The sequence below is a fragment of the Arcanobacterium buesumense genome (assembly GCF_012563545.1).
In the GTDB taxonomy this organism is placed as follows: Bacteria; Actinomycetota; Actinomycetes; order Actinomycetales; family Actinomycetaceae; genus Arcanobacterium; species Arcanobacterium buesumense.
On record NZ_CP050804.1, the window covers coordinates 950190 to 975372 of the forward strand.

At 48.3% G+C, this 25183-nt stretch carries 25 protein-coding genes and 2 tRNA genes; 6 read left to right on the forward strand and 21 right to left on the reverse strand.

Annotation, left to right across the window (positions count from 1 at the left end; genetic code table 11):
* Positions 1–9: 9 nt before the first annotated feature.
* Genes HC352_RS04285 through HC352_RS04300 form a run of 4 tightly spaced genes read right to left on the reverse strand, consistent with a single transcriptional unit; the run spans position 10 to position 3135 of the window.
* Positions 10–1092, reverse strand: a complete 1083-nt coding sequence (locus HC352_RS04285; protein WP_168917738.1) for an FtsX-like permease family protein — start codon at positions 1090–1092, stop codon at positions 10–12.
* On the reverse strand, positions 1089–1733 hold the full coding sequence (locus tag HC352_RS04290) for an ABC transporter ATP-binding protein (RefSeq protein ID WP_168917739.1): 645 nt from the start codon (positions 1731–1733) through the stop codon (positions 1089–1091). The genes HC352_RS04285 and HC352_RS04290 overlap by 4 nt, the downstream gene beginning before the upstream one ends.
* Positions 1726–2799: a peptidoglycan-binding domain-containing protein gene (locus HC352_RS04295; RefSeq protein WP_168917740.1), complete on the reverse strand. Its 1074-nt coding sequence runs from the start codon at positions 2797–2799 to the stop codon at positions 1726–1728. The genes HC352_RS04290 and HC352_RS04295 overlap by 8 nt, the downstream gene beginning before the upstream one ends.
* A 15-nt stretch (positions 2800–2814) precedes the next feature.
* Positions 2815–3135 (reverse strand): hypothetical protein, encoded by a 321-nt coding sequence (locus HC352_RS04300; protein ID WP_168917741.1) that lies wholly within the window; start codon positions 3133–3135, stop codon positions 2815–2817.
* Positions 3136–3232: 97 nt separating this feature from the next.
* On the opposite strand from HC352_RS04300, the gene HC352_RS04305 reads away from it, so the two are divergent.
* The gene (locus HC352_RS04305; RefSeq protein ID WP_168917742.1) at positions 3233–3976 is read left to right on the forward strand and encodes a hypothetical protein; all 744 of its coding nucleotides are present in this window, start codon (positions 3233–3235) and stop codon (positions 3974–3976) included.
* Positions 3977–4074: 98 nt separating this feature from the next.
* Here the strand turns inward: HC352_RS04305 and rpsA are convergent, their stop codons facing one another.
* The gene (gene rpsA, locus HC352_RS04310; RefSeq protein WP_168917743.1) at positions 4075–5547 is read right to left on the reverse strand and encodes a 30S ribosomal protein S1; all 1473 of its coding nucleotides are present in this window, start codon (positions 5545–5547) and stop codon (positions 4075–4077) included.
* 170 nt (positions 5548–5717) lie between these two features.
* Between rpsA and HC352_RS04315 the strand changes: the two genes are divergently transcribed.
* Positions 5718–6512: a class I SAM-dependent methyltransferase gene (locus tag HC352_RS04315; RefSeq protein ID WP_168917744.1), complete on the forward strand. Its 795-nt coding sequence runs from the start codon at positions 5718–5720 to the stop codon at positions 6510–6512.
* A 6-nt stretch (positions 6513–6518) separates the two neighbouring features.
* On the opposite strand, the gene polA is transcribed toward HC352_RS04315, so the two are convergent.
* Positions 6519–9227 (reverse strand): DNA polymerase I, encoded by a 2709-nt coding sequence (polA, locus tag HC352_RS04320; protein WP_168917745.1) that lies wholly within the window; start codon positions 9225–9227, stop codon positions 6519–6521.
* Between the two features lie 56 nt (positions 9228–9283).
* Between polA and HC352_RS04325 the strand changes: the two genes are divergently transcribed.
* A complete protein-coding gene (locus HC352_RS04325) occupies positions 9284–9685 on the forward strand; it encodes a PaaI family thioesterase (RefSeq protein WP_168917746.1) in 402 nt (133 codons plus the stop codon).
* Here the strand turns inward: HC352_RS04325 and HC352_RS04330 are convergent.
* The 10 genes from HC352_RS04330 to HC352_RS04375 all read right to left on the reverse strand — a co-directional run bounded on the left by HC352_RS04330 (position 9663) and on the right by HC352_RS04375 (position 19496).
* Positions 9663–10280: an ANTAR domain-containing response regulator gene (locus HC352_RS04330; RefSeq protein ID WP_168918608.1), complete on the reverse strand. Its 618-nt coding sequence runs from the start codon at positions 10278–10280 to the stop codon at positions 9663–9665. The genes HC352_RS04325 and HC352_RS04330 overlap by 23 nt on opposite strands.
* A 93-nt stretch (positions 10281–10373) precedes the next feature.
* Positions 10374–10455: transfer RNA gene (locus tag HC352_RS04335), tRNA-Leu, on the reverse strand.
* Positions 10456–10539: 84 nt separating this feature from the next.
* The gene (pyk, locus tag HC352_RS04340) at positions 10540–11958 is read right to left on the reverse strand and encodes a pyruvate kinase (RefSeq protein ID WP_168917747.1); all 1419 of its coding nucleotides are present in this window, start codon (positions 11956–11958) and stop codon (positions 10540–10542) included.
* A 9-nt stretch (positions 11959–11967) separates the two neighbouring features.
* Positions 11968–12831, reverse strand: coding sequence for a prolipoprotein diacylglyceryl transferase (gene lgt, locus HC352_RS04345; protein ID WP_168917748.1), 864 nt, complete (start codon positions 12829–12831; stop codon positions 11968–11970).
* Between the two features lie 57 nt (positions 12832–12888).
* Positions 12889–13758, reverse strand: a complete 870-nt coding sequence (locus HC352_RS04350) for an FKBP-type peptidyl-prolyl cis-trans isomerase (RefSeq protein WP_168917749.1) — start codon at positions 13756–13758, stop codon at positions 12889–12891.
* The gene (locus HC352_RS04355) at positions 13755–15125 is read right to left on the reverse strand and encodes a proteasome accessory factor PafA2 family protein (RefSeq protein WP_168917750.1); all 1371 of its coding nucleotides are present in this window, start codon (positions 15123–15125) and stop codon (positions 13755–13757) included. The genes HC352_RS04350 and HC352_RS04355 overlap by 4 nt, the downstream gene beginning before the upstream one ends.
* Positions 15122–15298 carry a ubiquitin-like protein Pup gene (locus tag HC352_RS04360; protein WP_168917751.1) on the reverse strand — a complete coding sequence of 59 codons (177 nt, stop codon included), beginning with the start codon at positions 15296–15298 and terminating at the stop codon, positions 15122–15124. Before HC352_RS04360 ends, HC352_RS04355 begins: the two co-directional genes overlap by 4 nt.
* 15 nt (positions 15299–15313) lie before the next feature.
* Positions 15314–16906 carry a depupylase/deamidase Dop gene (dop, locus tag HC352_RS04365; protein WP_247645232.1) on the reverse strand — a complete coding sequence of 531 codons (1593 nt, stop codon included), beginning with the start codon at positions 16904–16906 and terminating at the stop codon, positions 15314–15316.
* Positions 16851–18377, reverse strand: a complete 1527-nt coding sequence (arc, locus tag HC352_RS04370) for a proteasome ATPase (protein WP_168917752.1) — start codon at positions 18375–18377, stop codon at positions 16851–16853. Before arc ends, dop begins: the two co-directional genes overlap by 56 nt.
* A 9-nt stretch (positions 18378–18386) precedes the next feature.
* Positions 18387–19496, reverse strand: a complete 1110-nt coding sequence (locus tag HC352_RS04375; RefSeq protein ID WP_168917753.1) for a tRNA (adenine-N1)-methyltransferase — start codon at positions 19494–19496, stop codon at positions 18387–18389.
* Positions 19497–19540: 44 nt separating this feature from the next.
* Between HC352_RS04375 and HC352_RS04380 the strand changes: the two genes are divergently transcribed.
* The gene (locus tag HC352_RS04380; RefSeq protein ID WP_247645233.1) at positions 19541–20491 is read left to right on the forward strand and encodes a RecB family exonuclease; all 951 of its coding nucleotides are present in this window, start codon (positions 19541–19543) and stop codon (positions 20489–20491) included.
* Here the strand turns inward: HC352_RS04380 and HC352_RS04385 are convergent.
* Together HC352_RS04385 and HC352_RS04390 are read right to left on the reverse strand one after the other, a co-directional pair.
* Positions 20424–21089 (reverse strand): HAD family hydrolase, encoded by a 666-nt coding sequence (locus HC352_RS04385; protein WP_168917754.1) that lies wholly within the window; start codon positions 21087–21089, stop codon positions 20424–20426. The genes HC352_RS04380 and HC352_RS04385 overlap by 68 nt on opposite strands.
* A 10-nt stretch (positions 21090–21099) precedes the next feature.
* The gene (locus HC352_RS04390; RefSeq protein WP_168917755.1) at positions 21100–21942 is read right to left on the reverse strand and encodes an undecaprenyl-diphosphate phosphatase; all 843 of its coding nucleotides are present in this window, start codon (positions 21940–21942) and stop codon (positions 21100–21102) included.
* 46 nt (positions 21943–21988) lie between these two features.
* On the opposite strand from HC352_RS04390, the gene HC352_RS04395 reads away from it, so the two are divergent.
* Complete coding sequence (locus HC352_RS04395) at positions 21989–22930, forward strand: aldo/keto reductase (RefSeq protein WP_168917756.1); 942 nt, start codon at positions 21989–21991, stop codon at positions 22928–22930.
* Positions 22931–23011: 81 nt separating this feature from the next.
* On the opposite strand, the gene HC352_RS04400 is transcribed toward HC352_RS04395, so the two are convergent.
* The 3 genes from HC352_RS04400 to HC352_RS04410 all read right to left on the reverse strand — a co-directional run bounded on the left by HC352_RS04400 (position 23012) and on the right by HC352_RS04410 (position 24474).
* A complete protein-coding gene (locus tag HC352_RS04400; protein ID WP_168917757.1) occupies positions 23012–23353 on the reverse strand; it encodes a hypothetical protein in 342 nt (113 codons plus the stop codon).
* Between the two features lie 37 nt (positions 23354–23390).
* On the reverse strand, positions 23391–24269 hold the full coding sequence (gene aroE, locus HC352_RS04405; RefSeq protein ID WP_168917758.1) for a shikimate dehydrogenase: 879 nt from the start codon (positions 24267–24269) through the stop codon (positions 23391–23393).
* Between the two features lie 120 nt (positions 24270–24389).
* Positions 24390–24474, reverse strand: a tRNA-Leu gene (locus HC352_RS04410).
* A 171-nt stretch (positions 24475–24645) separates the two neighbouring features.
* Between HC352_RS04410 and HC352_RS04415 the strand changes: the two genes are divergently transcribed.
* The gene (locus HC352_RS04415; RefSeq protein ID WP_168917759.1) at positions 24646–25131 is read left to right on the forward strand and encodes a pyrophosphohydrolase domain-containing protein; all 486 of its coding nucleotides are present in this window, start codon (positions 24646–24648) and stop codon (positions 25129–25131) included.
* Positions 25132–25183 lie beyond the last annotated feature (52 nt).

Genomic DNA, 25183 nt, shown 5'->3' on the forward strand with positions numbered 1-25183 from the left:
GCGGCCTGGTTACGGCATACGCATGACTCGCACCGGGTCTCGGTATGCAGCAAAAATAGCGGGCGGAATTGCTGCTACCGCGGCTGCACATAGAGCCAATATAATGCTGGCAACTGCGAAGTCGAGCGGTACGGGAGTGTGCGCAAAGTACATCACCGTATAGCCGAGTATGACGCCCGAAACAATGCCGATCAAGCTGATGACTACGGTACGTAGAACCACGAAACAAATCAGAGCGGACCTCGTGATCCCTAGGGTTCGACGTCGTCCTAAATCTTTGGCATGGATAAGTACGTTAGTTAGCACAATAACACCGATAATCACGATTCCCACGCCATGAACAAGTAATAAAATCGCGCCAGATTGCTGCTTTAAAGAATTAATTAAGGCCTGTGACTCAGCCGCTTTTCGGGCTGAGGATTCCACAGATAGTGTGGACTGGGCTGAAGGCAGATTCTTGATCAGGACGTGTTCCATCGGACCAACGTCGTCGAGGCTGGGCGCAACAAAACGCATTTGCGACCACGCTTGAGCTGATTGGGTCGGCTCGATAACGAGATCGGCTAAATCTTCGTGCGGGGCGAGGGAATCAAAAGAGCCGACGACGGCCCACTGGTGTCCATCAGCACTCATGACGTAACCTGAAGAGCTAGTGAGCCCCAGTTTGGCTTTGGCGTTTACTCCCACGATTACTTCACCAGCTCGCGGCATGCGACCATCATTGAGTTTGAGCGCATCGTCGATGTTTCCGGCTAATGAGACGAGGCCTATTCGCGATGCATTTAAGCCAAGGTTTCCATTGACGACGTCGACGGGTCTGCTGAGCGCAAGCACTGATTGTGCCCCACTTTGAGTTGCGAACGTATGGACGAATGCGTCAGTAAGTAAAGAACCTTCGGGATCGAGGACTGTAAAGGTGCGTGTTTCAATACGCGCTAGTTGCTGTTCTAAACCATCTGATTGGGCAACGCTTTTGCCGGCGGTGACAAGAGTAAGCAACGAAATAATCAAGGTGACGATGCCAAGCATGAGTGCCGAGGTGCGAGAGGCCCACGCTGCTTTCATAACTTCGTGAATAAAGCGTACGTTCATAGTTGCACCACGTCGTCGGCATAGTTGATAACTGTGGGGTCGTGCGTAGCTATCAACACGGTCTTATCTGATTGTGCTGCTTCGCGTAGCGCGTTGAGCACAATCAGCGAGTTGTGCTCATCGAGGTTGCCGGTAGGTTCGTCGGCGAGGATAATGTGTGGATTGTTGATGAGCGCCCGGCATACAGCTACGCGTTGGGCTTGTCCACCAGATATTTGACCAGGTTTGCGATATGCCTCATTATCAACTCCCATACGGGTCAAAAGTTCGAGCGCATAGGCCTCTTGGGGGCGAGCCTCTGCATGGGAATAGATACCGGGTTCGCACACAGAATCAATAATGCTGCGGTTGGGATCAAGTTCGGCGCTTTGAAAAATGAATCCGAAATTGTGTGCTCGATAGGACGACTTTTGGCTATCGTTAAGCGCCGTAAGATCAGTGTGACCGTAATAGATGTTGCCTGCTGTTGGAGCAAGCATTAAACCGAGGATATAGAGCAATGTTGATTTGCCGCGTCCCGATTCGCCAGTGATCGCAGTAATCTTTCCGGGGGTAAAGGTCAGTGAAAGACCATCGTATAATTCCGGGTCATGTTTGCTGTAGCGAAACGTTAGGTCAGCAACCCTTAGCTTGTCATTCACGAGATTGCTCCGCAATTGCTTCGACTTTTGTTCCCACCTCGATACCATCAACAACGGCTAATCCTGAAGCGAGGGCGCGCACAGTCACTGGAACAAGGTGAGATTCCTTGCCGTCAATAACACGTACCTGGGTTTGTCCGTCAGCAGTGGTGAGGATAGCCGATACCGGAACGGTGGGGCCGGTTTGTTCGGGAACAAGAACGACGTGAGTGTTTAGATGGAGTAACTCCCCCGGTGGTAATTCGCTACAACTATCACCGCACAGAATTGATCCATCTGACGCGGTAACAGGGATAGATACTCCATCTGGTGTGGTTGTACCAGATCCCGCTACACCTTCCCACATGGTTTGGCCACTATACACGTGTACTACTGCCCCGGTAGGAATCATTTCCGCTTGGCCTTGTCCCAGCATCATGATGAAGGTTGGAGTTTGGGAATAGGTAGATAGGAATGCTTCGCCACCGTTGAGTTGGGCTCCGGTAAACAGTATTTTGTTATCAATTTTTATTGGCGTATCGTTATGCGGGATAGCTATGAGAGTTCCGTGAGGAAACTGTCCCGTTTCTTCTAATCCGCGGTCTTTCTGGAAAGCTTTAACTCCCCACGCTAGCCCTGAGGTAAACGTTTGGCCTTCTCGTATGTCGATATATCCAAGGTCGGCGAGAAAGTTTCGCAAGGCGACGACGTCGTCACCGCGTACACCTTCGGATAAATCGCGCCAGATTGGAGTGGAGCTGACTATCGCCCACACGGGTTGATCGTTGACAGTATAGAGGTTATCTCCTTGCGTGGCCGAGGTTTTATCGGTCACGTATGTTGCAGTGCCGGTGAGAGTATTGGCAGATAGTGGTAGTGGATCACGCGAAGCTGTCGTCGTTACGGTCAAGGATTGGCCGACAGTTTGTTCTAAGACGTCAACTGTTATGTGTGTTTCTGACGTTGGATTAGATACTGCCTGCGTTGCAAACGTCACCCGCAATGCCCATAAAATGCTTAACACAGTTATGGTTGTTAGCAGTAGAAACAAACTAACAACCATAACTTTTTGAGGACGTTTCGTCATTTCCTGACCTATGCTTTACCAAATCGGCGGTGTGCACATGCCGTAGGTACCGTTCCATGTTAGCCAGTCCGAATGCGCGGACCATGATTTAGTGCCGCCATTGCGCGCAGCTACCGTTTTTTCGTAAACCCCACCCTTTTTAAAAAAGGTTACCCCGCCAATTTGGAGCGTCATAATGGTGTGGACTCTTTGCTGTTTGCCGTGAACGGCGTTAACTGCACCATTTGTACATGTTGTTGTTCCACCTTTTGTGCCAGCCATAGCTGGGAGCGATCCGCCCAGCACCAAACCCGTTGCGCAAATGATACTGGCAATGGCACGTAATGATTTCTTCATGTTTTCACCTCTTTAAGGTAAAGTTTACTTGAGATTGTACTCACCATTGAGTAAGTTAAAGATATCAATTATTCCTTATTGTGTAAAGGAGGATTTAATGTTTAAACCTAGCAAAGTTCTTGCTCTTCTTGTTGTCGGGTTATTGCTCGGTGCATGTCAAGATGCTGATACTAGTTCGGATCCTACAGTCCCGTCACATCAGAGTGCGGATAGGTTTGCGCCGAGTAAAACCTGGGATTACACCTCATGGGAACCCACGATTAAGATTGTTCGGAAAAAGATGACCGAGGAAGAAAAGCTTCAATGGCGTACCGACTTGCTTGATCGGAGTAAAAATGTTCCGGGTGTTGATCCGAGCCAGCTCAACGATCCAGGTCTCGTTCGTTTCGAACCAACCCTCCGCGATGTCGACCTTTCAGTAGCGCAGTGTCTTAACGACCGTGGGTTTAAAGCTCACCCACACCCGACCGGTGGTATTCAATTTGACCCTCATCCGCAGTCCCAGGAATCAGCATTACAAATCGCGGACTGGGAATGTCGTGCTATGTACACCCCAGAACCGGCGTTGTTGACTGAGTGGTCTGAAGATCAACTGTCTTTACTTTATGATTATTGGGATCAATACTTTATCCCGTGCTTAGCAGACCACAATATTAATGTTGATACGTCAAATAAACCCAGTAAACAAACATGGGTGAGCTTATTCCACACACCAGATAGCATATCGTGGCAACCAGATGACTATCTGGTATTTGTAGATCGCTATCCCGGTGGTGAACAAGTCCAAAAAGACTGCCCTGGAATGCCACCAACCGACGTCTTCTACGGAGCAGAAGAATGAAATAATACTCATGAAATAAGGCTGTGGCCCGAACGTAATTGTTCGGGCCACAGCCGTTAAGATTAACTAACTTATGAGTTTAGCTAAACTCATTAAGCTCAGTTATTGGTGAGCTTGTCGCGCAAAGCAGCAAGAGCCTCGTCAGAAGCGAGTGTGCCAGCAACATCAGCATCAGCCGATGAGTAGTTAGCTGGAGCAGCTTCCTCGGTTTCGGAAGTAGCAGCTGGAGCGGCAACAGCGGCAGCAGCATCAGCTTCGGCTGCGGCAGCAACCTGAGCCTTGTGTGCTTGCCAGCGAGCTTCAGCAGCAGCATACTCTGCTTCCCAAGCAGCCTGGTTCTCTTCGTAACCTTCGAGCCATTCGTTGGTCTCAGGATCGAAGCCTTCTGGGTACTTGTAGTTGCCCTCTTCGTCGTACTCAGCGGACATGCCGTACAGTGATGGATCGAAGTCTTCCGAGTTAGGATCCACACCTTCGTTAGCCTGCTTGAGCGAGAGCGAGATGCGACGGCGATCGAGATCAATATCGATCACCTTAACGAAGACATCGTCGCCAACCTTGACAACCTGCTCTGGCAGATCAACATGACGCTGTGCGAGTTCAGAAATGTGAACGAGGCCTTCGATGCCGTCCTCAACGCGAACGAATGCACCGAATGGAACAAGCTTGGTGACCTTACCTGGCACGACCTGGCTAATAGCGTGGGTACGTGCGAAGGTCTGCCATGGATCTTCCTGAGTAGCCTTGAGCGAGAGCGAAACACGCTCGCGATCCATATCGACTTCGAGAACTTCAACGGTCACTGGAGTACCGACTTCGACAACCTCAGATGGGTGATCGATGTGCTTCCAGGAGAGCTCGGAAACGTGAACGAGACCGTCTACGCCGCCAAGATCAACGAATGCACCGAAGTTAACGATGGAGGAAATGACGCCTTCACGTACCTGGCCCTTCTGAAGGGTGTTAAGGAAGGTGGAGCGGACTTCAGACTGAGTCTGCTCGAGCCAAGAACGACGGGAAAGAACAACGTTGTTGCGGTTCTTGTCCAGTTCGATAATCTTAGCTTCGATTTCCTTGCCAATGTATGGCTGAAGATCGCGCACACGACGCATCTCAACGAGAGATGCTGGCAGGAAGCCGCGCAAGCCAATGTCGAGGATGAGACCACCCTTGACAACTTCGATGACAGTACCGGTAACGACGCCGTCGGCTTCCTTGACTTCTTCGATCTTTGCCCAAGCGCGCTCGTACTGTGCACGCTTCTTGGAAAGAATTAAACGACCCTCTTTGTCTTCCTTCTGGATGACGAGGGCTTCGATCTTGTCACCAACTTCGACGACATCATCAGGATCGACATCGTGCTTGATGGACAGTTCTTTTGAAGGAATAACGCCTTCGGTCTTGTAGCCGATATCGAGCAGGACTTCATCCCGATCGACTTTAACTACGGTGCCTTCGACGATGTCGCCATCGTTAAAGTACTTGATGGTTTCATCAACGGCAGCAATAAGATCTTCCTCGGTACCAATATCGTTAATGGCAACCTCGGTAGTAGTGTTGTTCGTGGTCATAGAGTTGGTGACTCCGAATTTATAATAGTTACTAATATGGACAGTTGGTTCATATATGTGCATGCACATATATGTACCAAGCCCTCAGTTTACGGGGTTTTACCGCGAAACTGCAACAAATAACCGGCGAGTTGCTATGCCATATTCGCCACAGCGTGAAAGGCCATGCCATGAAATACGGACATCATCAGCTTTCCAGCGTAGACAATCCCATAGTTGCTAACGAAAAATGGTGGTCTGACAATGCTACCGATTATCTGGCAGAGCACGGTTCCATCTTAGGCGACGAAGATTTTATTTGGGGACCTGAAGGGCTACGAGAAGCCGACATCGAATTCCTTGGGGATCTGAGCAACCAGCGCGTCCTAGAAATTGGTGCCGGTGCGGCACAATGCTCACGTTACTTAGCTCGCAACGGTATCGACGTCGTCGCAACCGATCTGGCACCAGGAATGCTCGAACATGCCGAAGAACTCAACCACAAGTACAGTGTCGAGTTTCCGATCTTTCAAGCAGATGCCCGCCAACTACCGTTCGACGACGACAGTTTCGACGTCGTCTTCACAAGTTTCGGAGTTTTGCCGTTCGTCCCTGACCTCAACGAAGTACACCAAGAAATATATCGTGTCCTGCGCCCCGGTGGATTGTGGGCATACTCAGCGCTTCATCCAACCAGATGGATGTTCCCTGATGATCCGACAGCTACCGGTCTAACTGCAGTAAACTCCTATTTTGACCGCACTCCTTATATTGAACGCTCGCACACGCGCCTCGAATACGCCGAATTCCATCACACGTTAGCTGACCACATCAACTCATTGATCGAATCCGGATTTACCATAGACGAGCTATTCGAACCACCCTGGCCGGCTGGCCGAACTGTGATCTGGGGTGGGTGGGGCCCAGAGCGCTCCCCCATTATCCCGGGAACGCTGATGGTTCGGGCAGGTAAGCCGCACTCCTAGCGCACTTTAGTGGGCGGCAGCACGCCAATTCCGGCCGATGCCCACGCCTACTGATAACGGAACGGATAGCCCTGGCCACGCACCACCCATCTCCTGACGTACGATATTTTCAACGGTTTCAGCTTCGGTAGCAACGACCTCCAACACAAGTTCGTCGTGCACCTGAAGGAGTATTCGTGATGCCAAACCGGCACGAGATAATTCTGCTTCCACATTGAGCATAGCAATCTTGATAATATCTGCCGCTGAACCCTGGATAGGAGCATTCAACGCCATGCGTTCGGCAGCTTCACGCACCTGGCGGTTAGTAGACGAAAGCTCCGGCAAGTAACGGCGCCGTCCCATAATCGTTTCGGTATAACCATCCTTGCGAGCTTGGGCGACTAATCCATCAAGATATTCCTTGACCCGGCCGAACCGCGAAAAATATCCTTCCATCAGGTTTTGTGCTTCCGGCACTGGAATCTTCAACTGCGCAGATAACCCATAAGCTGATAATCCATACACTAACCCGTATGACATTGCCTTAATCTTTGAACGTTGCGCCGAGGTCACGTCAGTTTCCGCTACCCCATAGACGCGCCCAGCAACATACCGGTGTAGATCAGCACCATGATTGAACGCGTCAATCAGCTCTTGGTCTCCTGAAAGATGAGCCATTAAGCGCATTTCAATCTGCGAATAGTCCGCCGTCATCAAGTAATCGAATCCAGCGCCAGGTACAAACACCTCACGAATACGTTGACCTTCTTCAGTGCGGGCATGAATATTTTGTAAATTCGGATCAGTAGACGACAGTCTGCCAGTAGCTGCTACAGTTTGTTGATATGTCGTGCGAATCCGACGATCTGGTTGGACTGCCCGCTGAAGGCCTTCAACCGACTGACGTAGTTTGATGGAATCTCGATGATCGAGCAACGCCGTCAAAAACTCTTGGCCAGCAATAGCCTGATCATCTTCCCGCAGACTAATCTTGGCCAATAAACCGGCCAATGCATCAGCGTTCGTCGTATATCCTGACTTTGTTTTCTTTGTCTTTGGCAAGTTGAGTTGCTCAAACAACACCGCCTGCAACTGTTTCGGGCTTGATAGGTTTACCGAGTTATCTCCAATAGCATCCCATGCGCGCTCGGCAGCATCATTAACCTTGCCATCAAAATCAGCATGCAACATATCAAGTTGTTCAACATCAACGCCGACTCCCCGCTGTTCCATCCGGGCTAACACTTCTGATACCCGCAGCTCCATTTCAACCAATGTTTCGTTAGCATGATGAAGATGAAGTTCTTTTGTAAAAGCAGCACGCAAATCATGTAAAAGAACTGCCTGCTGACCCAAATTATCATCGATCAGTTCTCCGTCTGCCCCGATGCCTAACGTGTCATCCGCATGGCTAGAGATATCTACCGCAAGATAGCGTTGTACTAAATCAGCAAAGTCGTATGAGCGTTGATCTGGATGCAAAAGGTAAGCATCGATTTCCGTATCTGCGATGATTCCGGAAAGCGCATAACCTTGCCCAGCCCAAGCATGAATCTGAGCCTTCATCCCATGCCCAAACACTGCAATCTCCGGGCTTTCTAAGATCCGGCCCAGCTCATGTGAGTCATCTGCGGAAAGAGTAGCCACATCACCAACAAAGGCATAACCGTCTTCATCACTCAAAGCAAAGCGGCCAACACTGCCCTCACCAGGTTTTCCGCAGCCATCAATCACCAGTGCATACGGCGGTTGGTGTAGATGACAAAAACCGCTTAAATCGTTTGTTCCATTGGTGATGATTATTGCTTCACGAACCGCTGGTTTACTGCGTTCGGCCGGCACGGCGCCATCATCACGAGCAGGTAACTCCTGTAAAACGCGGCTACGCAAAGTAGTGAAATCCAAAGTATCGAAAAGTTGATGAAGCGCGCTACGATCAACCCCCTGTGGTTGTAGCGTTTGGAGATCCGGAACAATGTTGAGATCCCGAACAAGCTGATTGAGCTGCCGATTCAATTTAACCTGATCAGTATGGTCACGTAATGCCTGACCGGCTTTACCCTTAATCTCATCGGCATGATCGAGCAGCTGCGTTAAACTGCCGTACTGTTCCAGCCATTTAGCAGCCGTCTTTGGACCAACTCCGGGCACCCCTGGAAGGTTATCAGCTTTCTCTCCTACCAATGCAGCTAAATCAGAATAGCGTTCAGGCCTTACCCCACTTCGCTCGGCCACTCCATCTGGATCTAACAACAACATTTGTGCGCGTGGCATTGGATAAATAACTGAAGTCTGTTCACTCACCAGTTGGTATGAGTCTTTATCACCAGAAGCAATATAAACCTCCATCCCGGCATCTTCCCCGCGTGCGGACAAAGTAGCCACGATATCGTCTGCTTCATAATCTTCCACAGTGAGCCAGGAAATCCCCATCACATCGAGAACTTCTTGAATCACCCCAATTTGCCCCTTGAATTCTTCAGGTGTTTTGGCACGTCCACCTTTATATTCGCCATATTCCCGAGTTCGGAATGTTCCGCCTGGCAGATCAAAAGCTACAGCAATATGAGTCGGCTGATAATCATGAATAAGCCGTAACAACGTATTAACAAAGCCATGGACGGCATTAGTATATTGACCTTGGGCAGTCCGGAAAGAATCCGCTGGCAGAGCAAAGAAAGAGCGGAAAGCCATCGAATGGCCATCAACAAGGAGCATCGTTTTTTTAGTCACATACTAAGACTACCGGGTTAGTCCCACACTTTCTTCTAACAGGTAGACTTATCTTCATGAGCACATCGATCACTGATATAAACGACGGCGAACTTGCCAGCCGACTTGGCGCGAAAATAGAAGTTGCCAACATGCAACACGTTATTGAGACCATACCGGTTGCGGGTAACACTCAGCCGTTTGGAGTATTGCACGGCGGCGCAAACGCATTTTTGGTTGAGGACGCAGCTTCACGTCTCGCGCAACTTCATGCCCCCGAGGGCAGATTCGCAGTTGGGACAGAGCTAAATATCTCTCAACTTGCGCCAAACACAACTGAATTGGCTAGAGCGCGCGCCACAGTAATTCGGGTATCGCATGGATCATGTGTAGCGTGTGTCGAAATAAGCGACGCCCAAGGCACACTTACTGCAACTGGGCGGATGACGTGTGTGTTTATTCGCCCACCTGGTCAATAACCGCATCAGCAACTTCACGCATAGTGAGCCGACGGTTCATTGATGTCTTTTGAATCCAGCGGAAGGCTTCCGGCTCAGTCAGACCCATCTTGTCTTGCAATAAGCCTTTAGCACGATCGATACGCTTACGTGTTTCAAACTGTTCGGCAAGCGAAGTAACCTCAGCTTCAAGTGAGACAATTTCTTGGTGACGCGAAAGTGCGATCTCTACTGCTGGCAAAAGATCATTGGGGCTAAAAGGCTTAACAAGGAATGCCATAGCACCAGCATCACGGGCCCGATCAACGATTTCTTTTTGCGAAAAAGCAGTGAGCATGACGATGGCACACCGTTGATTAGCGAGAATACGTTCCGCCGCAGAAACACCATCTAGGCCGGGCATCTTGACATCCATCACGATTAAATCCGGCTCATGTTCTGCAGCTAAAGCGATAGCTTCTTCGCCATTAGAGCCCTCGGCAACAACATCGAAACCAGCTTCACGCAATGTCTCAACAATATCGAGACGAATAAGTGTTTCATCTTCAACAACTAATGCCCGCACGTCGCGTGGGTTAGTGCCTTGTTCTAAATTCTCAAACTGAGAATCATCCATCACGTGTTCCACGCCTGCCTCCTTGGCATACATTATTTTCATCGAAGCAATGCGCATGTGCGCACACATATGCGCTTCATTACGCATTAAAAGTGCTCCCGGAGGGACTCGAACCCTCATGCCTTTCGGCGCAGCATTTTGAGTGCTGTGTGTCTGCCAATTCCACCACAGGAGCGATGGACAACCATAATACTACATGAAAAATGGCTGCCCTGCGATCTTACCCGAACAGGTTAAGAATCACAAAAATAGTTTTTGACTATCGGCGAGTCTCACCCATCTTATGGATGCGGATTGTGTTAGTAGAACCGACAACCCCCGGTGGCATACCAGAAACAATAACCACTCGATCACCGTCAATCGCAAGATTCTCACGACGTAAAACATCATCAACTTGATCAACCATCTCATCAGTAGATGAAACGGCAGACAATGTAAGTGTCTCTAGACCCCACGATAAAGCGAGTTGCCGACGAACTTGTTCGTTGTCGGTAAAGACCACCAGCGGAATACGGCCACGCAAGCGTGACATACGCCGAGCAGTTTGCCCAGATGAAGTAAACACCGCAATGAACTTGACCCCAATCGCTTCGCCAATATCCATCGCAGATTTAGTAATAACGCCATTACGGGTTCGGTGAAGATTGCCGATCCGTGGAATAGACTCAATACCGTGTTCCTCAGTGTATTCAATAATAGAAGCCATCGTTTGAACACACATGATGGGATATTTACCAACAGATGTCTCACCGGAGAGCATAACAGCATCAGCACCATCCAAAATGGCGTTCGCACAATCAGACGTTTCAGCGCGTGTTGGGGTTGGTGCAGAAATCATTGATTCAAGCACCTGAGTTGCAACAATGACTGGCTTAGCATTACGTCGAGCAATCGAAATTGCCCGCTTTTGGACAATCGGCACCTGCTGCAATGGAAGTTCTACACCTAAATCGCCACGAGCAACCATCAAACCATCAAAAGCACGAACAATATCTTCAAGTACACTAACAGCTTGTGGTTTTTCGATCTTCGCAATAACTGGAATACGCCGACCTACTCGATCCATGACTTCGTGGACATCTTTAATATCATTTGGTGAACGTACAAAGGACAGGGCAATAAGATCAGCACCATATCCTAGGCCCCACTCAAGATCTTCCTTATCTTTTTCTGACAAGGCTGGAACAGAAACAGCTACTCCAGGAAGGTTAACACCTTTATTGTTCGATACAGTTCCGCCAACAAGGACTTGGGTACGTACGTCATTACCCTCAACAGAGAGCACTCTGACTTGCACCTTTCCATCGTCGATCAGAATCAAATCACCTTCGGAACAATCGCCAGGCAATCCTTTGAAAGTAGTCGAAACGCGTTCTTTATCGCCTTCAATATCATCCGTTGTAATCGTGAAAATATCTCCAGCCTCTAGCAAGACTGGACCGTTAGCGAAACGACCAAGACGGATTTTAGGCCCTTGCAAGTCAACTAAAACTGCAACCGGCTTACGTAATTCTTCGGAGGCTTCACGCACCCAATCAATACGCTCCTCATGCTCGGCATGTGAACCATGAGAAGCATTGATACGGGCAACATTCATGCCTGCTTTGACAAGTTCAAGAATCCGGTCCTTAGAATTAACCGCCGGACCAAGCGTACATACAATTTTGGCTTTGCGCATACTCTTATCCTACCCGATTATCTGTTCTTCTTCCGTGCCTTGGCGATTCTCGCGATAAATATCGGCAATTTCCGGTTTAGCCTTCAGCTTTTTACTCAAAATAATTAAAGCAACAATCCCGCCAAGGCAGACAATAATAGAGGTCCATACGTTCAAGCGCAGGCCAAAAAGTATTGTTGCATCATCAATTCGCAAGGCTTCAATCCACACTCGACCCATCGTATAAACCACAACGTATAGCGCCAGCAGTTGCCCACCACGCAAATTAAAACGCCGTTCCGCCCACAGCAATACACCGAAGCCGGCAAGGCACCATAACAATTCGTACAAGAACGTTGGATGGAACGTTGTACCAGGAGCAAAACCTGCCGGCATGTGTGCTGCATCTATTTCTAAAGCCCACGGAAGATCGGTCGGCCGGCCAAAAAGTTCTTGATTGAAATAATTCCCCAATCGACCAATCGCTTGAGCCAAGATAACACCCGGAATAAAAGCATCTGCAAAAGCCCCAAAACGCAGATTTCTACGCCGTAAAATATACCAGGCAGCAAAAGATCCACACAGCACTGCTCCCCAAATACCTAAGCCACCTTCCCAAATACGGAAAATCTTCGTCCAATCCCCATTCGGCCCAAAATATGCCGCTGGTGAGGTGACAACATGATAAATTCGGGCGCCAATAATACCGGCAAAAACAATCCATATAGCAATATCTTCAGTAACGTCGCCCGGCCCTCCTTTACGGCGGTAGCGTTTATCTCCCAGATACCAAGCGATAAAAATCCCAGCCAAAATAAATAAGGCGTACGCACGGATCGGAATGGGGCCAAGCATCCACACCGATTGTGGTGGGGAAGGAATTGAAGTGAGCACGTAGTTCTCCTTTAGCACTCAAAGTATCAACGCGATACTTAATCTTTTCGGAAGTTCTTAAACGGAAGTTGTTTTAGCAACCGGCTTTTTATCTGCTAGCGCCAAGATGTCGATGACGATAACTACGTCACCATCGCCTTGAGCTTGCGCCGATGGTACCGTCACTGCAACTCGAGATCCTACCCGTTGATCAACTAGCCCAGCACGCAAGCCAGGAAATACATCGTCAAGAGCAATATATGCAGGTGGGTTGCCATTAGTGAAAGTATTTTCAATTTCTGTACCATCCGTGGCCGCAAGAACATAATTGGCATATACGATGTCCTCGTCTGTTACTTGCGCCCCCTTACCAACAAAAATCGGCGTAACACTGACGTTTTCCATCGGATCGTTCACTGCGCCAATGACCGGCACGTCCTCGTCAGTATTCGATACTTGCGGCATCGGAGTCTCCGGTGAAGGAGAGTCCGCGGATGGCTGCAGGCGGGTAGGCAAAATATCAACAATTGTAATGGCTATGCGATCCTCGTTAGGTTGGACTACCGCAAGACGGGAACCCTCTTTTTTCCCGATGACCACGTCAGCAAGCTTTCCCACAGATTTTGCGGTAGCAACACCACTAACTATTGTTGGCAAATCGGCAACCTGAGACCATTCATCACCATTAGCAGTGAATTTTGTTGCTCGCATAAGTACTTGTTGATTAGCTTCGATGAGCCGGCCTTCACCGATCAGAAGTTCGTCGATTTGTCGGCTATCATCTGCTGGAAAACCCGTCGTCGTCACTGTTACTGCAGCGCCAAAGTTACCCTCAACATGCATATTAAAAGCAGGCGTTTGCCTCGTCATCTGAAAAACAAAGGTTGAGATACTAACTCCACCAAGGAACGCCACTAGGGCTAGAACTGTTGCCAACATCCTATTCATTGATTCTCCATCGTCTCAATCAAGGCATCGACTGCCGCATCTGTTGTTACGAACGGGTCATTGAGTGTAACACTTGTCCCCTGTCCGCCACTAAATAGACGCACCCGGCTCCAATCCACACTGTAATCTCGGTGGTGTTGTTGCGCAGCAACAATAAATTTAGCACGCACTCGAGCACGTGACGTTTGGGGCGCAGAAAATCTGGCGACGGAAAGGTCGTGGGTCGAGACTTTTCGAGCAATGATTCCGTACTTTTCTAATTGCGGACGCAAACCAGCACTCGAGATATCGTGCCAGGCAAGCTCAAGTCTGGCAATCCGATCATCATTTAACGCTACTGAATGGCGACGACGATACCGAGTTATGAGTTCATATTTAGCAATCCACTCGATTTCGGTATGGACACTTGAAAAGTCACCCGAGGCAAATGCTTCTAAAGCACGTTTCCATAAATCAAAAACATATTGCATATTCGAATCAATACTAGGAAGCCACCCAGCACGCTGGTAATAACTCATGACAGATTCAAAAATTGCTTCTTGAATATCTATTGCGCGTATCGTAGTGCCATTGTCGCGCATCAAAAGTGTTGTCCCAGACAGATCCTGAGTAACTTGTCGAATAGCCTGCATAGGCTCTGCTAACGCTAATGCGGGTAACCGACCGCCATCTTCGAGAACGTTGAGTATCGCATGCGTCATTCCGATTTTCAACATTGTCGTTGTATCGACCATGTTGGAATCACCAACGATCACATGCATTCGCCGAAAACGTTCAGAATCAGCATGTGGCTCATCGCGGGTATTGATCATTGGCCGGGTGCGAGTTGAGGACGTTGAAATAGCACCATGCATATGTCTCGCACGTTGTGAGATCTCATAACGTACTGTTCCCGGTTCACGATAAACGCACCCAGCTCCAACCAGCAGTTGCCGAGTCACAAAGAATGGGATGAGATCTTGGAGACGATCGAGAAAGTCACGACGACGGCGCACCAAATAGTTTTCGTGACAGCCATAGGAATGCGCGGCCGTATCAACATTGTTCTTGAAAATATGAACATGGTAGCCAAGAGCACGCTCAGCATAATCTGCACGATCAGCTAAGATCTCATCTCCCACACGGTCTTGCGCTAGAAGCTCATCGATTTGAGTGCACTCGGCTGTCGCGTATTCGGGATGATCACCTACATCAAGATACAATCTGCCACCATTAGGCAAAAAGACTGATGTAGTACCGGTCTTTTCTTGCATATCAGCAAAAATATGAGCTGCGATGTCTGCTGGGTCTACCTTGACATAGGCTCCAGTATGGTCCGAGCATGCCAATCCGTACTCAGTTTCCAAACCAAAAATTCGCCGTTTCACTGACCGCCCTTTTGCACGAAACCTTGAACAAATGATGAGGCATTAGTTTCTAAAATCGTATCAATATCGTCTAGAAGATCATCAACATCGAACGGAGTTGACCGCTCAGTTGTTATTATCTCGTCATCTGTTTCGGTGTGAATAACAGGCTTGAAAAATTCTTGTTCGCTCATCTTATTCCTCAATTCTTACGAGCCAAAGGTGGCAATTGTTGTCTCTGGGGTCTGTGGCATATCAAAAAAGTCTCCCATGTCTGAACGCTGCGGCGTATAGGGATCCATAAAAGACAAGCGTTGGTGACCGGTGTCCGTTTCGAAACAAGCTCCGCCCCACCCAATTGACGCTATGTGATGATCAAATTGGCGTACAAGTTCCCCGCGAAAAAATGCGCGGGTATCAAAAGGCGCATGCTGTGCCGCCCAAGTAACTTGACTTGGGGTAACTAGTCGGGAAACGTGCCCTGCCTGATCAAGTTTGGCAACGATTGAGTTACTGGGACGTAAATCGTGCCATTGCAAATCAAATGCGCGCAACTTGTCGGCATCCCAGCCTAAACCAGCACGGGTACGCATACCTTCAAGCATCCGATATTTTGCTATCCATTCAACTTTTGTTGCAGCCGCAAAAATATCTGTTTTAAACGTATCTAATATTTCTTGCCAAAGTTTCATAAAATCCCATGTTGCCTGGTCAGTTATCCCATAACGCTCTAACGTGGCACGGACTGCGTCAAGATATATTTCCTGAATATTACAGGCAGTTCGCGTTGTTCCATCATGCATATCAACTGCACGCGTCAGGGTGGGATCATGGGATATTTCCCAAGAGGCTGCAACTGGTTCAAATAAAACTAACGATTCCAATTCCAATGGTATCGAGTCTTGTTCGAGCATCCACAGTATGAGGTTCGTCGTTCCAATTTTGAGTAAAATTGAGTAATCAAATTGGTTGGCGTCTCCCCCGATCACATGGAGCCGACGGTATTGTGCGCTATCGGCATGGGGTTCATCGCGAGTATTGATAATTGGACGATTGAAAGTCGTTTCTAAGCCGACGACGTTTTCAACGTAGTCAGCACGTTGCGATATTTGGAAACCAGTTCCTTGAGACGTTTGCCCTAAACCGACACGCCCTGAACCACATAGGATCGGACGGGAAACAAAAAATGGTGTCAGGTAGCGGATAATATCGTTAAAAGGAACATTACGGCGTACAAGGTAGTTTTCGTGACTGCCATAAGCTGCCCCTTTGCCATCTACATTATTTTTATAGATGACGACGTCGTGTCCTTGCTCATGCAAGATTGCCATCGTTTCTTGCGCTATTTTTTCCCCGGCACGGTCCCAGATAACCGCATCGAGTGGGTTTGTAACTTCTGGCGTTGAATATTCTGGATGCGCATGATCTACGTACCAACGCCCACCATTAATCAACGCCGCATTCGTGATTTTTGTGTCCCTAGCCATTTGTCTCATAGACGGAACAGGATTATTTGTAAGTTGATCGTGGTGGGCATAGCTTGGTCCAATCCTAAAGCCACGCGCATCGTTCAGCGGATCTTCGGTATGAAAATCCCATGCAGCTACCGGCTGTTGGCTATACCGCGCATAGGCATCAACAATTGTAGCGCTCAGATCACAATAATCTTGGGAAAAGCTCTGAGCAGTAGTAATACCAAACTCAGTTTCTAACCCAACAATCCTTTGAATAGTCAATGTCTTCTCTTTACTTACTATGGTCAGCTCGCCGTATCGCAACAACGTCGTAACGCCCGTGGACACGCGCCCATTCCTGCGGATTTTCCACCTGTGCTAAGGCGTCATTTTCCATCATGTCAGCTCGTAGAGCAGCGCGTAAATGCGCCATTCGTATGCCTTTTTCCCCAGTTGCTAATAAATCTTTAATAGCGTATCTCTTAGCGCGTTCAACAATTCCAGCTAGCATCGCACCAGAGACAAGATGGCGAGCATACAATGTTTCTATTCGCCCATCACGATAGATAATATCAAGATACGCGTTTTGCGCGCTGTCTTGCCATAAGTTATCCACAGTTTTAATAACCATTGATTCAATAGCAGCTTCGGCACTGCCATGGGCTTGGATTTCTGTTTCATGAATCGGCACGCTAGGCACCAAATATTTACGTAATATATCGATAGCGCCATCATAATCAGGGCGGGCAATATGGATTTTAACGTCTAGCCGACCTGGCCGGAGTATTGCCGGATCAATCATGTCTTCTCGGTTGGAAGCTCCAATGACGATAACATTATCTAGCTTCTCTACGCCATCTATTTCCGCAAGTAACTGGGGAACAATGGTCGTTTCGACGTCGGAGGATACCCCCGATCCGCGCGTTCGGAACAAAGCTTCCATTTCGTCAAAGAAAATGACGACGGGGATACCCTCAGTAGCTTTGGCGCGAGCCCGCTCAAAAATTTCTCGTATCTGCCGCTCGGTTTGGCCTACATATTTATCGAGTAGCTGTGGACCTTTGATATTAAGGAAATACGCACTTTGCTCGCCAAACATCTGTGATAAAGAGGTAGCTACTGCCTTGGCAATAAGTGTTTTTCCAACCCCTGGAGGCCCATAGAGCAAAACACCTTTAGGTGGTTTCAAGCCATGATCTCGGTACAGGTCCGGATGGCGGAATGGTAATTCGATAGCATCGCGAAGCTCTTCAATTTGTGGCGCCAAACCACCAATATCTTCATAGGAGACATCTGGAGATTCTTCAAGTAAGAGATGAGTGACGTCAGGACGTTCAATCTGTTCACTAGCAAAGCCCGTGACGAAATCAGCTAGCACTAGATCTCCGACACGAAGGTTTTTGTCTTTAAGACGGCCAGCAAGACGTATGATCCGGTTCTCTCCACCTGGAGCACTAACCAAAATTCGATCTTTTCCGATGAAACTATCAACGGCAACTGTCTGCCCGGTTTGCGCATATGACCCGGCACCAATGACGACGTGTTGCTCATTGAGTAAGACTTCTTGACCTGGCTCTATACTATTAAAGGAAACCCATGCTGCAGCATGAACATCAATGTGTTTCCCGGATAAAATAACGCGGGCCGTATGCTGGGTTGGATGCGCATGAACAAAAGTCGCAATGCTTACTGGCGGCTTGGATAATGATTCAATGTGAGTACTGAGCTCTTTAATTCGATCGCGTGCAGTATTTAATGCTTTACTTAGTTCTCGATTTTGCTGAGCGAGTGCCCTCAGATCAGGTTCTTGTATTGTCATGAATATCTTCTAGTCATCCGCAGGTTCGATAAGCGCCGGGTGGCGTTTAACTTTTTTCGCTTGTGCTCGGGCTTGGGATTCAGCTTCTAGTTTGGCTTTCATCGCTGCGCTATGATCGCCAACTTCAGAAGTACCAGATAATTCAATATCAGTGCGATGAGCTATATCACGTCGCACTTTGCGTAGCTTTTTCGCTGACATTGTCCGTTCTTTAAGATCCTCACTTTCCCACGCTAGTGGCTGAGAATGAGCGGCTGGAGCTGGACGTTTCGTAGGAACGAGAGGCATTGACCCACGTCCTATTCTTCGGGCGACGACGAGGAATCCAGTATGCGCGACCATACGATGATCTGGACGAACAGATAGGCCATCAAGATGCCATGTGCGCACCATTGTTTCCGAGGATTCCGGTTCGGTAAAGCACGATGATGTGCGCAGATCCTCAACGAATCGAGACATCTGGGTAGTTGTAGCTACATATCCGATAATAACACCGCCGGATCGCAAAGCGTGTGCCGCAGAAGAGATATTCTCCCATGGCGCAAGCATGTCGAGTACGACAGTATCGATACTGCCTTCATCCATATCCCAAAGAACATCGTCAAGATCTCCTAAAACGACATCCCATGGTGGTAGTTGCGGACCAAACCAAGATTCCACATTAGCTTGCGCAATTTCAGCAAACTCGGCACGCCGTTCAACAGATGTCAGGTGCCCGTCCATGCCAACCGCAGACAGCAAGGAAAGAGCCAATGCGCCTGACCCAAGACCAGCTTCGACGACTTTTGCGCCAGGAAAAATATCTGCTTGTTGAATGATTTGCCCGGCGTCTTTAGGATAAACAACTGTTGCTCCACGTGGCATGGATAGCACATAGTCATTTACAAGTGGTCGTAGCGCAAGAAGACGATGCCCGGAGTCCATATCCAAAACGGTACCTTCTTCTTTACCTATTAATTCACTATGGCGAAAACTTCCGCGCTGAGATTGAAAATATCCATCTTTCGTCAGCATAACGGTGTATTTACGGTTTTTTGTATCTGTGAGCTGTACACGTTCGCCAGCACGAAATGGACCACGACGGCGCTCAGCGCCTACAGGATGAGGATAGTTATTCACCACTCCATCTTATGTGAGGATAAAAATTTCTGACAGAACCAAAAATGTGGGATACGTTGGTCTTCAAGCATCCAGGCATTACTTCGACGATGTCGGAGCTACAGGGTAAAGTGAAGAATATGTCATCACAACATGCTGCTATTTCGCCGTCTCGGGCATCAGATTTTCGCACCTGCCCGCTAAAATTTCGGTTCCGCGTTATCGATAAGTTGCCCGAACCACCTTCACGCGAAGCACTACGTGGCACAATTGTGCATGCTGTCTTGGAACATTTATATGACAAACCAGCTCAGGAACGCCAAGAATTAGCCGCGCAGGAGGCGTTAATTCCCACATGGGAAAATCATCTAGAGCACTCACCCCAATCTGCGGAGTTATTCGAAGATGACAACCAGCTCACGCAATGGCTTGAATCTGCCCGGCCACTTATTTCGTCCTATTTCACACTGGAAAATCCACAATACTTACAGCCAGCAGGGCGCGAACTGTTTGTTAATGCTACCTTGCCGTCCGGGTTAGCAATCCGTGGGATTATTGACCGCTTAGATAAAGCACCTAATGGAGCACTACGCATCGTAGATTATAAAACTGGCAAGTCGCCAGCTCCACGATTCCAAGATGGCGCAATTTTCCAGATGCGTTTTTATGCAACAGCGCTTTTTTATGACCACGGAACGCTACCCTTACGCACCCAGTTGCTTTATCTGAAAGATCGTCGCATTCTTACTTACGATCCGGTTGAATCCGATATTATGACGACGACGAACGAGCTAAACCGTCTCTGGTCAGCAATCCGCGGCCGAATCGATGATGGCCATTTCGAAGCGAAAAAGGGACCGCTGTGTAACTGGTGTCATTTCGTATCGCTGTGCCCAGCTTTTGGAAATACCGCCCCGCCTATTGATGAGGCTGGAGTAGCTCAGTTACTTACTGCCGAGCGGACAGAAGCTCTTCAAGCCGAGCAACAGAAAGATCAGATAGCGAATCAACAATAACAAGCCCCGGCAAAGATGGAATCGGTACTTGAAAAGGAATAGCTACTGTTAAAGCTCCAGAGGCGTGTGCTGAGCGAACGCCCGGATCAGAGTCTTCAAAAGCAACACAATCACGAATATTTACGCCAAGTTTTTCGGCAGCTAGTTGATATGGCAAGGGATCTGGTTTTCCTCGTCCAACAGGTAATTCATCCCCAGTCACAGCTACGCCTAATGCTCCTTTAGGAGCAGCGTCGAGAGTCAACTGGGCAAAGTCGCTATATGACGAGGTGACCAAAGCTGTTGGAATGCCGCGAGCAACACATTCTTCAACAAGTTCGCGTGCTCCCGGACGCCATGGCATGCCCTTAGTCTTAGCTTGGTGAACTACTTCGGCAACCAAAATTGGTGCTAATTCTTCAGGTGTCAGCGGTAACTCTAAACGCTCAACAATAAGCCGGCAGGAATCTTCAATAGCACGCCCAATAAGATCATTTTGATCTCCGTCATTCCATGGTTTACCATACCGGGCAAATACCGCCTTTTCTGCCTCGAACCACAAGATTTCCGAATCAGTGAGTGTCCCGTCCATATCGAATAGTGCGGCAGCAATTCCCATGAATTTCCCCTTAATACACGTGAAGCAATCCAACTGATAGCAACGCCACCACACTACCAGCTAAGATCAAACGATAAATGACGAACGGCATGTATGACGTCGTTTCCACTAAACGTAAAAACCACACAATGACGGCGTAGCCAACAACAAACGCCACTACGGTAGCAATAAATAACGGTAATGCGCCAATATCAGGGCCGGTTCCGTCGTCGGAAAACAACCGGTAAAATCCAGAGCCAAGAACCGCCGGTATTGCTAGCAGAAAGGATACTCGAGCCGCCGCGCTACGTGTGTATCCCAAAAGTAAACCAATAGTGATCGTTCCGCCCGACCGGGAAACTCCCGGAATAAGTGCCATTGATTGGGCAAAACCAAGCACTACCCCGTCGCGGATCGTCATCTTTTCAAGAGTCAGACGCCGGGAAGAAATACGGTCAGCAATGCCGAGGAAGATAGCAAAAATCGCCAACATGCCAGCAGTGATAAACATGTTGCGGAACACCGAATCGATCGCATCTTCTAAAAGCAATCCTAAGATTACGATTGGCAAGGTGCCAAATATGACAATCCAGCCTAGGCGTACATCCGGATCGGCTTGCGGAACTTGGTTCTTCCACGGACCAAACGGTAATGCACGGAACCACGCTTTAATAATCCGCACGATATCTTGCCAGAAATAAATAACAACTGCCGCTTCAGTGCCAATTTGTGTCACTGCAGTAAAAGTCACCCCAGGATCGCCCAAGCCAGGAAACAAATCCCCCACGATCCGCAAATGCGCTGAAGAAGAAATTGGCAAGAACTCAGTCAATCCCTGCACGATGCCTAAAATAATTGCTTCAAAAATACCCACCCCTTAAGATTACCGCTCACCGCCAAAGTCTATTAGGCTGACACATGTGAAGAAGAACAAGGTTGGAATATCTGGATTGTCAGTCGGCCATATTGGCTTAGGAACACTCACGTGGGGACGCGATACTGAATTCGAGGATGCTACCCGCATGGTACAAGCACTACTTGACGCCGGCGGGAACCTTATTGACGTCTCCCCACTTTATGGTGAAGGTTTGGCAGTTGGCGTACTTGGACAAATTTTAACTAACGGTATCAACCGCGACGATCTCGTTATTTCCGTCCATCTTGGGTTGAGTATCAACAATGGTCGCGTCATCCACGACTCATCTCGCGGTGGACTAGTACGCGCAATTGACGACGTCCTTCGTCAACTAGGAATTGACCATGTAGATATTGTTCAGTTAGCAGCACCGGCTCCGGATATTCCATTCCGCGAAGTGATTGATACATTAGCTGCGCTTATCCAGAGTGGAAAGGCCCGCTATCTCGGTTTAGCTAATCATCCAGCATGGCAAATTTCGCGAGTTAGCCAATACTTAATTGATCTTCATCTGCCAGAATTAACTGCTATTAACACTGACTATTCTCTCCTACAACGCGGGATCGAAGATGACGTCACCGCTACCGCCAAAGCCTTCGGTTTAGGCATCATTGCCCAGTCACCATTAGCTGGCGGGGTACTTACCGGAAAATATCGCCGTACAATCCCAGCAAGTTCGCGTGCCGCAACTGATCATTTATCTCCAACAGTTGATCGATATCTCGATGCCGATTCACGCCGGCTCGTAGAAGCTGTTGTCAAAGCCGCAGATGGGTTAGGCAGAACGCCTACAGACGTCTCTCTTGCATGGTTGCTCGACCAAAATCATGTTGCGGCAGCCCTATCTGGAGCACGCACAGCAGCTCAATTCGATCAACTGCTTGCCTTAGATTTATCTCCGCTCCCCTCGCAAGTTGCCGAAGTCCTCAGTGAAGTCACTGCTTAACCAAGAACGTCGCAAAATAAGAAGTTGAGGGAGAATATTTCTCCCTCAACTTCTCATTTCTCAATCTATGACGAACAATATCTAGAAATCCTCATCGGTTTCGTAGTCATCGTCGTCATCATCAAAATCATCGTCAAGATCATCGTATTCGTCGTCATCATCGTCAACGAAATCATCATCGTCAACGAAATCATCATCATCCAAGGAATCATCGTCTTCAAAGTCATCGAACGTATCGAATGGCGCCTCAATACCATAATGTGTAAACAACGCATCATCATACACAATATAAGCGTCAGCTAATCTATCAGCACAGCGCAAAAGCTCGGGCGCTTCAGCATCTCGATAAGTAACAGCAGCGGAATGAAACTCGTCAAGAGCTAACCGCAATTTTTCGAACGCAACATGTGGATCACTAGCCATGTCTTAAGCCTATCTCGCTTCTGGAAAATAACAAACCTCACCGCGAAAAATACGCGGACTGATCGAGCACATTATGATAAACATCGGCAGGTAGGCGATGCCCCAACCAAATTTCTTCCGCCAATAGCGCTTGAGCGATCAGCATACTAACCCCATCAAAAACACGCGCACCCGCCTTTTGTGCGGCACGCAGTAATAATGTTTGACGCGGTGTATAAACTGCATCCATCACCACATGACGTGCCCGGATCCATCCTACAGGAAAGGGCGTCTGATCTCTCAAACTCGGGGCCATCCCAACCGGCGTACAATTTAGCACGATATCTGCATCAGATATCGTCTCCTTAGCTACTCGCTCATCATCTAGACCTACAACATCAATAACAGCACTAGCCAAGGGCGAATTATCTTGAGTGATCCGGTGTTTCAATTCATATGCCCGGGTCAAACCTGATCCGCTGCGATTAAGCAATGATATTGCTCGAGCTCCAGTGCATGCCGCGGCCAGACAAACCGCCGCGCCAGCGCCACCAGATCCAATCACCGCAATTTTCGCATCAGAAATATCAATGCCGTTCGTTGTTAACGGATAGAGCATGCCTGGCCCATCGGTTGTATCACCCACCATTCGGCCATCCTTGAACATGATGGTATTAACGGACTGGGCTAATTGTGCCGAAGGGGTAATCTCATCAAGATATTCCATAACTGCCCGTTTATAGGGCATTGTCACGTTAACCCCAGTATAACCAGCATCTTTAATGGCATGTAATTTTAATTCTAGATTCTTATATTCGACGTCGAACAGGTCATAACGAACATCAATGCCTAGCTGGCTTAAAGATGCGGAATGAATAGCAGGCGATAGCGAATGCCCAGTTGGATAACCAATTAGTCCGAGCCGGATAGTGCTCATTATAGATCTCCTCAACTTAGCAAGGCCAGTACACGCCATCCATATCTGAATATCAGAACGACAATAATACACGCCTATAAGAAAAGTCCCATCTGACGAATCACATGGGACTTTTACCTGTGCGCGGAGGGGGACTTGAACCCCCACCCACTATACGTGGACTAGCACCTCAAGCTAGCGCGTCTGCCTATTCCGCCACCCGCGCAGGTGGTTGGCGATGTTTCTTTGAAAACATCACTCCAAGCAACGGATTAAAATTTATCACCCCTTCCCCAGTGACGCCAAATTAATACCTCATTTTTAGATGTGATCTGAGATACGTTTATTATTTTGCCTCATCAGAGCAAAATCCTCTCGCTAAAGATAGGCTTGAGGTATGAGTACACAGCATGAACTTCCAGATTCAAACCGGCCCGAAGATCTTGTACGCCAGTTCCATGAAACATATAACCTTCCCATCGTAAATGATGCGCCGAACGCTAACCGGGAACGTATCCATATGCGGCTAGCACTTATTGCTGAAGAATTTAGCGAATTAGTTGGCGCAGTCTATGGCGCCCAATCCCGATCAATGATCGAAGATGCATGGCAATCTGCACAGAAGGCTGATGACGGGAATCGTGACACCATTGAAGTAGCTGATGCTCTTGGTGATTTAATTTATGTCATTTATGGTATGGCGCTTGAGCTTGGTATCCCACTCAGTAAAGTTCTTGCCGAAATTCAAGCTTCAAACTTATCTAAATTGGGCGCAGACGGTAAACCAATCTACCGTGCTGATGGCAAAGTTTTAAAAGGCCCTGGCTATTTTCCGCCAAATATAGCCCACGCTTTAGGTTTTGAGAATAACGCAGAGGGCTAACACATAGCATGCGGAGGAAGAGACAATAAACTTTGTCTCCTCTTCATTTTCC

Excerpts from the sequence above, each read along its gene's own strand:
- HC352_RS04285 (WP_168917738.1), bottom strand. The coding sequence starts at position 1,092 with ATGAACGTACGCTTTATTCACGAAGTTATGAAAGCAGCGTGGGCCTCT.
- HC352_RS04295 (WP_168917740.1), bottom strand. The coding sequence starts at position 2,799 with ATGACGAAACGTCCTCAAAAAGTTATGGTTGTTAGTTTGTTTCTACTG.
- HC352_RS04300 (WP_168917741.1), bottom strand. The coding sequence starts at position 3,135 with ATGAAGAAATCATTACGTGCCATTGCCAGTATCATTTGCGCAACGGGT.
- HC352_RS04305 (WP_168917742.1), top strand. The coding sequence starts at position 3,233 with ATGTTTAAACCTAGCAAAGTTCTTGCTCTTCTTGTTGTCGGGTTATTG.
- rpsA (WP_168917743.1), bottom strand. The coding sequence starts at position 5,547 with ATGACCACGAACAACACTACTACCGAGGTTGCCATTAACGATATTGGT.
- HC352_RS04315 (WP_168917744.1), top strand. The coding sequence starts at position 5,718 with ATGAAATACGGACATCATCAGCTTTCCAGCGTAGACAATCCCATAGTT.
- HC352_RS04325 (WP_168917746.1), top strand. The coding sequence starts at position 9,284 with ATGAGCACATCGATCACTGATATAAACGACGGCGAACTTGCCAGCCGA.
- HC352_RS04330 (WP_168918608.1), bottom strand. The coding sequence starts at position 10,280 with ATGGATGATTCTCAGTTTGAGAATTTAGAACAAGGCACTAACCCACGC.
- pyk (WP_168917747.1), bottom strand. The coding sequence starts at position 11,958 with ATGCGCAAAGCCAAAATTGTATGTACGCTTGGTCCGGCGGTTAATTCT.
- HC352_RS04350 (WP_168917749.1), bottom strand. The coding sequence starts at position 13,758 with ATGAATAGGATGTTGGCAACAGTTCTAGCCCTAGTGGCGTTCCTTGGT.
- HC352_RS04360 (WP_168917751.1), bottom strand. The coding sequence starts at position 15,298 with ATGAGCGAACAAGAATTTTTCAAGCCTGTTATTCACACCGAAACAGAT.
- arc (WP_168917752.1), bottom strand. The coding sequence starts at position 18,377 with ATGACAATACAAGAACCTGATCTGAGGGCACTCGCTCAGCAAAATCGA.
- HC352_RS04380 (WP_247645233.1), top strand. The coding sequence starts at position 19,541 with ATGTGGGATACGTTGGTCTTCAAGCATCCAGGCATTACTTCGACGATG.
- HC352_RS04385 (WP_168917754.1), bottom strand. The coding sequence starts at position 21,089 with ATGGGAATTGCTGCCGCACTATTCGATATGGACGGGACACTCACTGAT.
- HC352_RS04400 (WP_168917757.1), bottom strand. The coding sequence starts at position 23,353 with ATGGCTAGTGATCCACATGTTGCGTTCGAAAAATTGCGGTTAGCTCTT.
- aroE (WP_168917758.1), bottom strand. The coding sequence starts at position 24,269 with ATGAGCACTATCCGGCTCGGACTAATTGGTTATCCAACTGGGCATTCG.
- HC352_RS04415 (WP_168917759.1), top strand. The coding sequence starts at position 24,646 with ATGAGTACACAGCATGAACTTCCAGATTCAAACCGGCCCGAAGATCTT.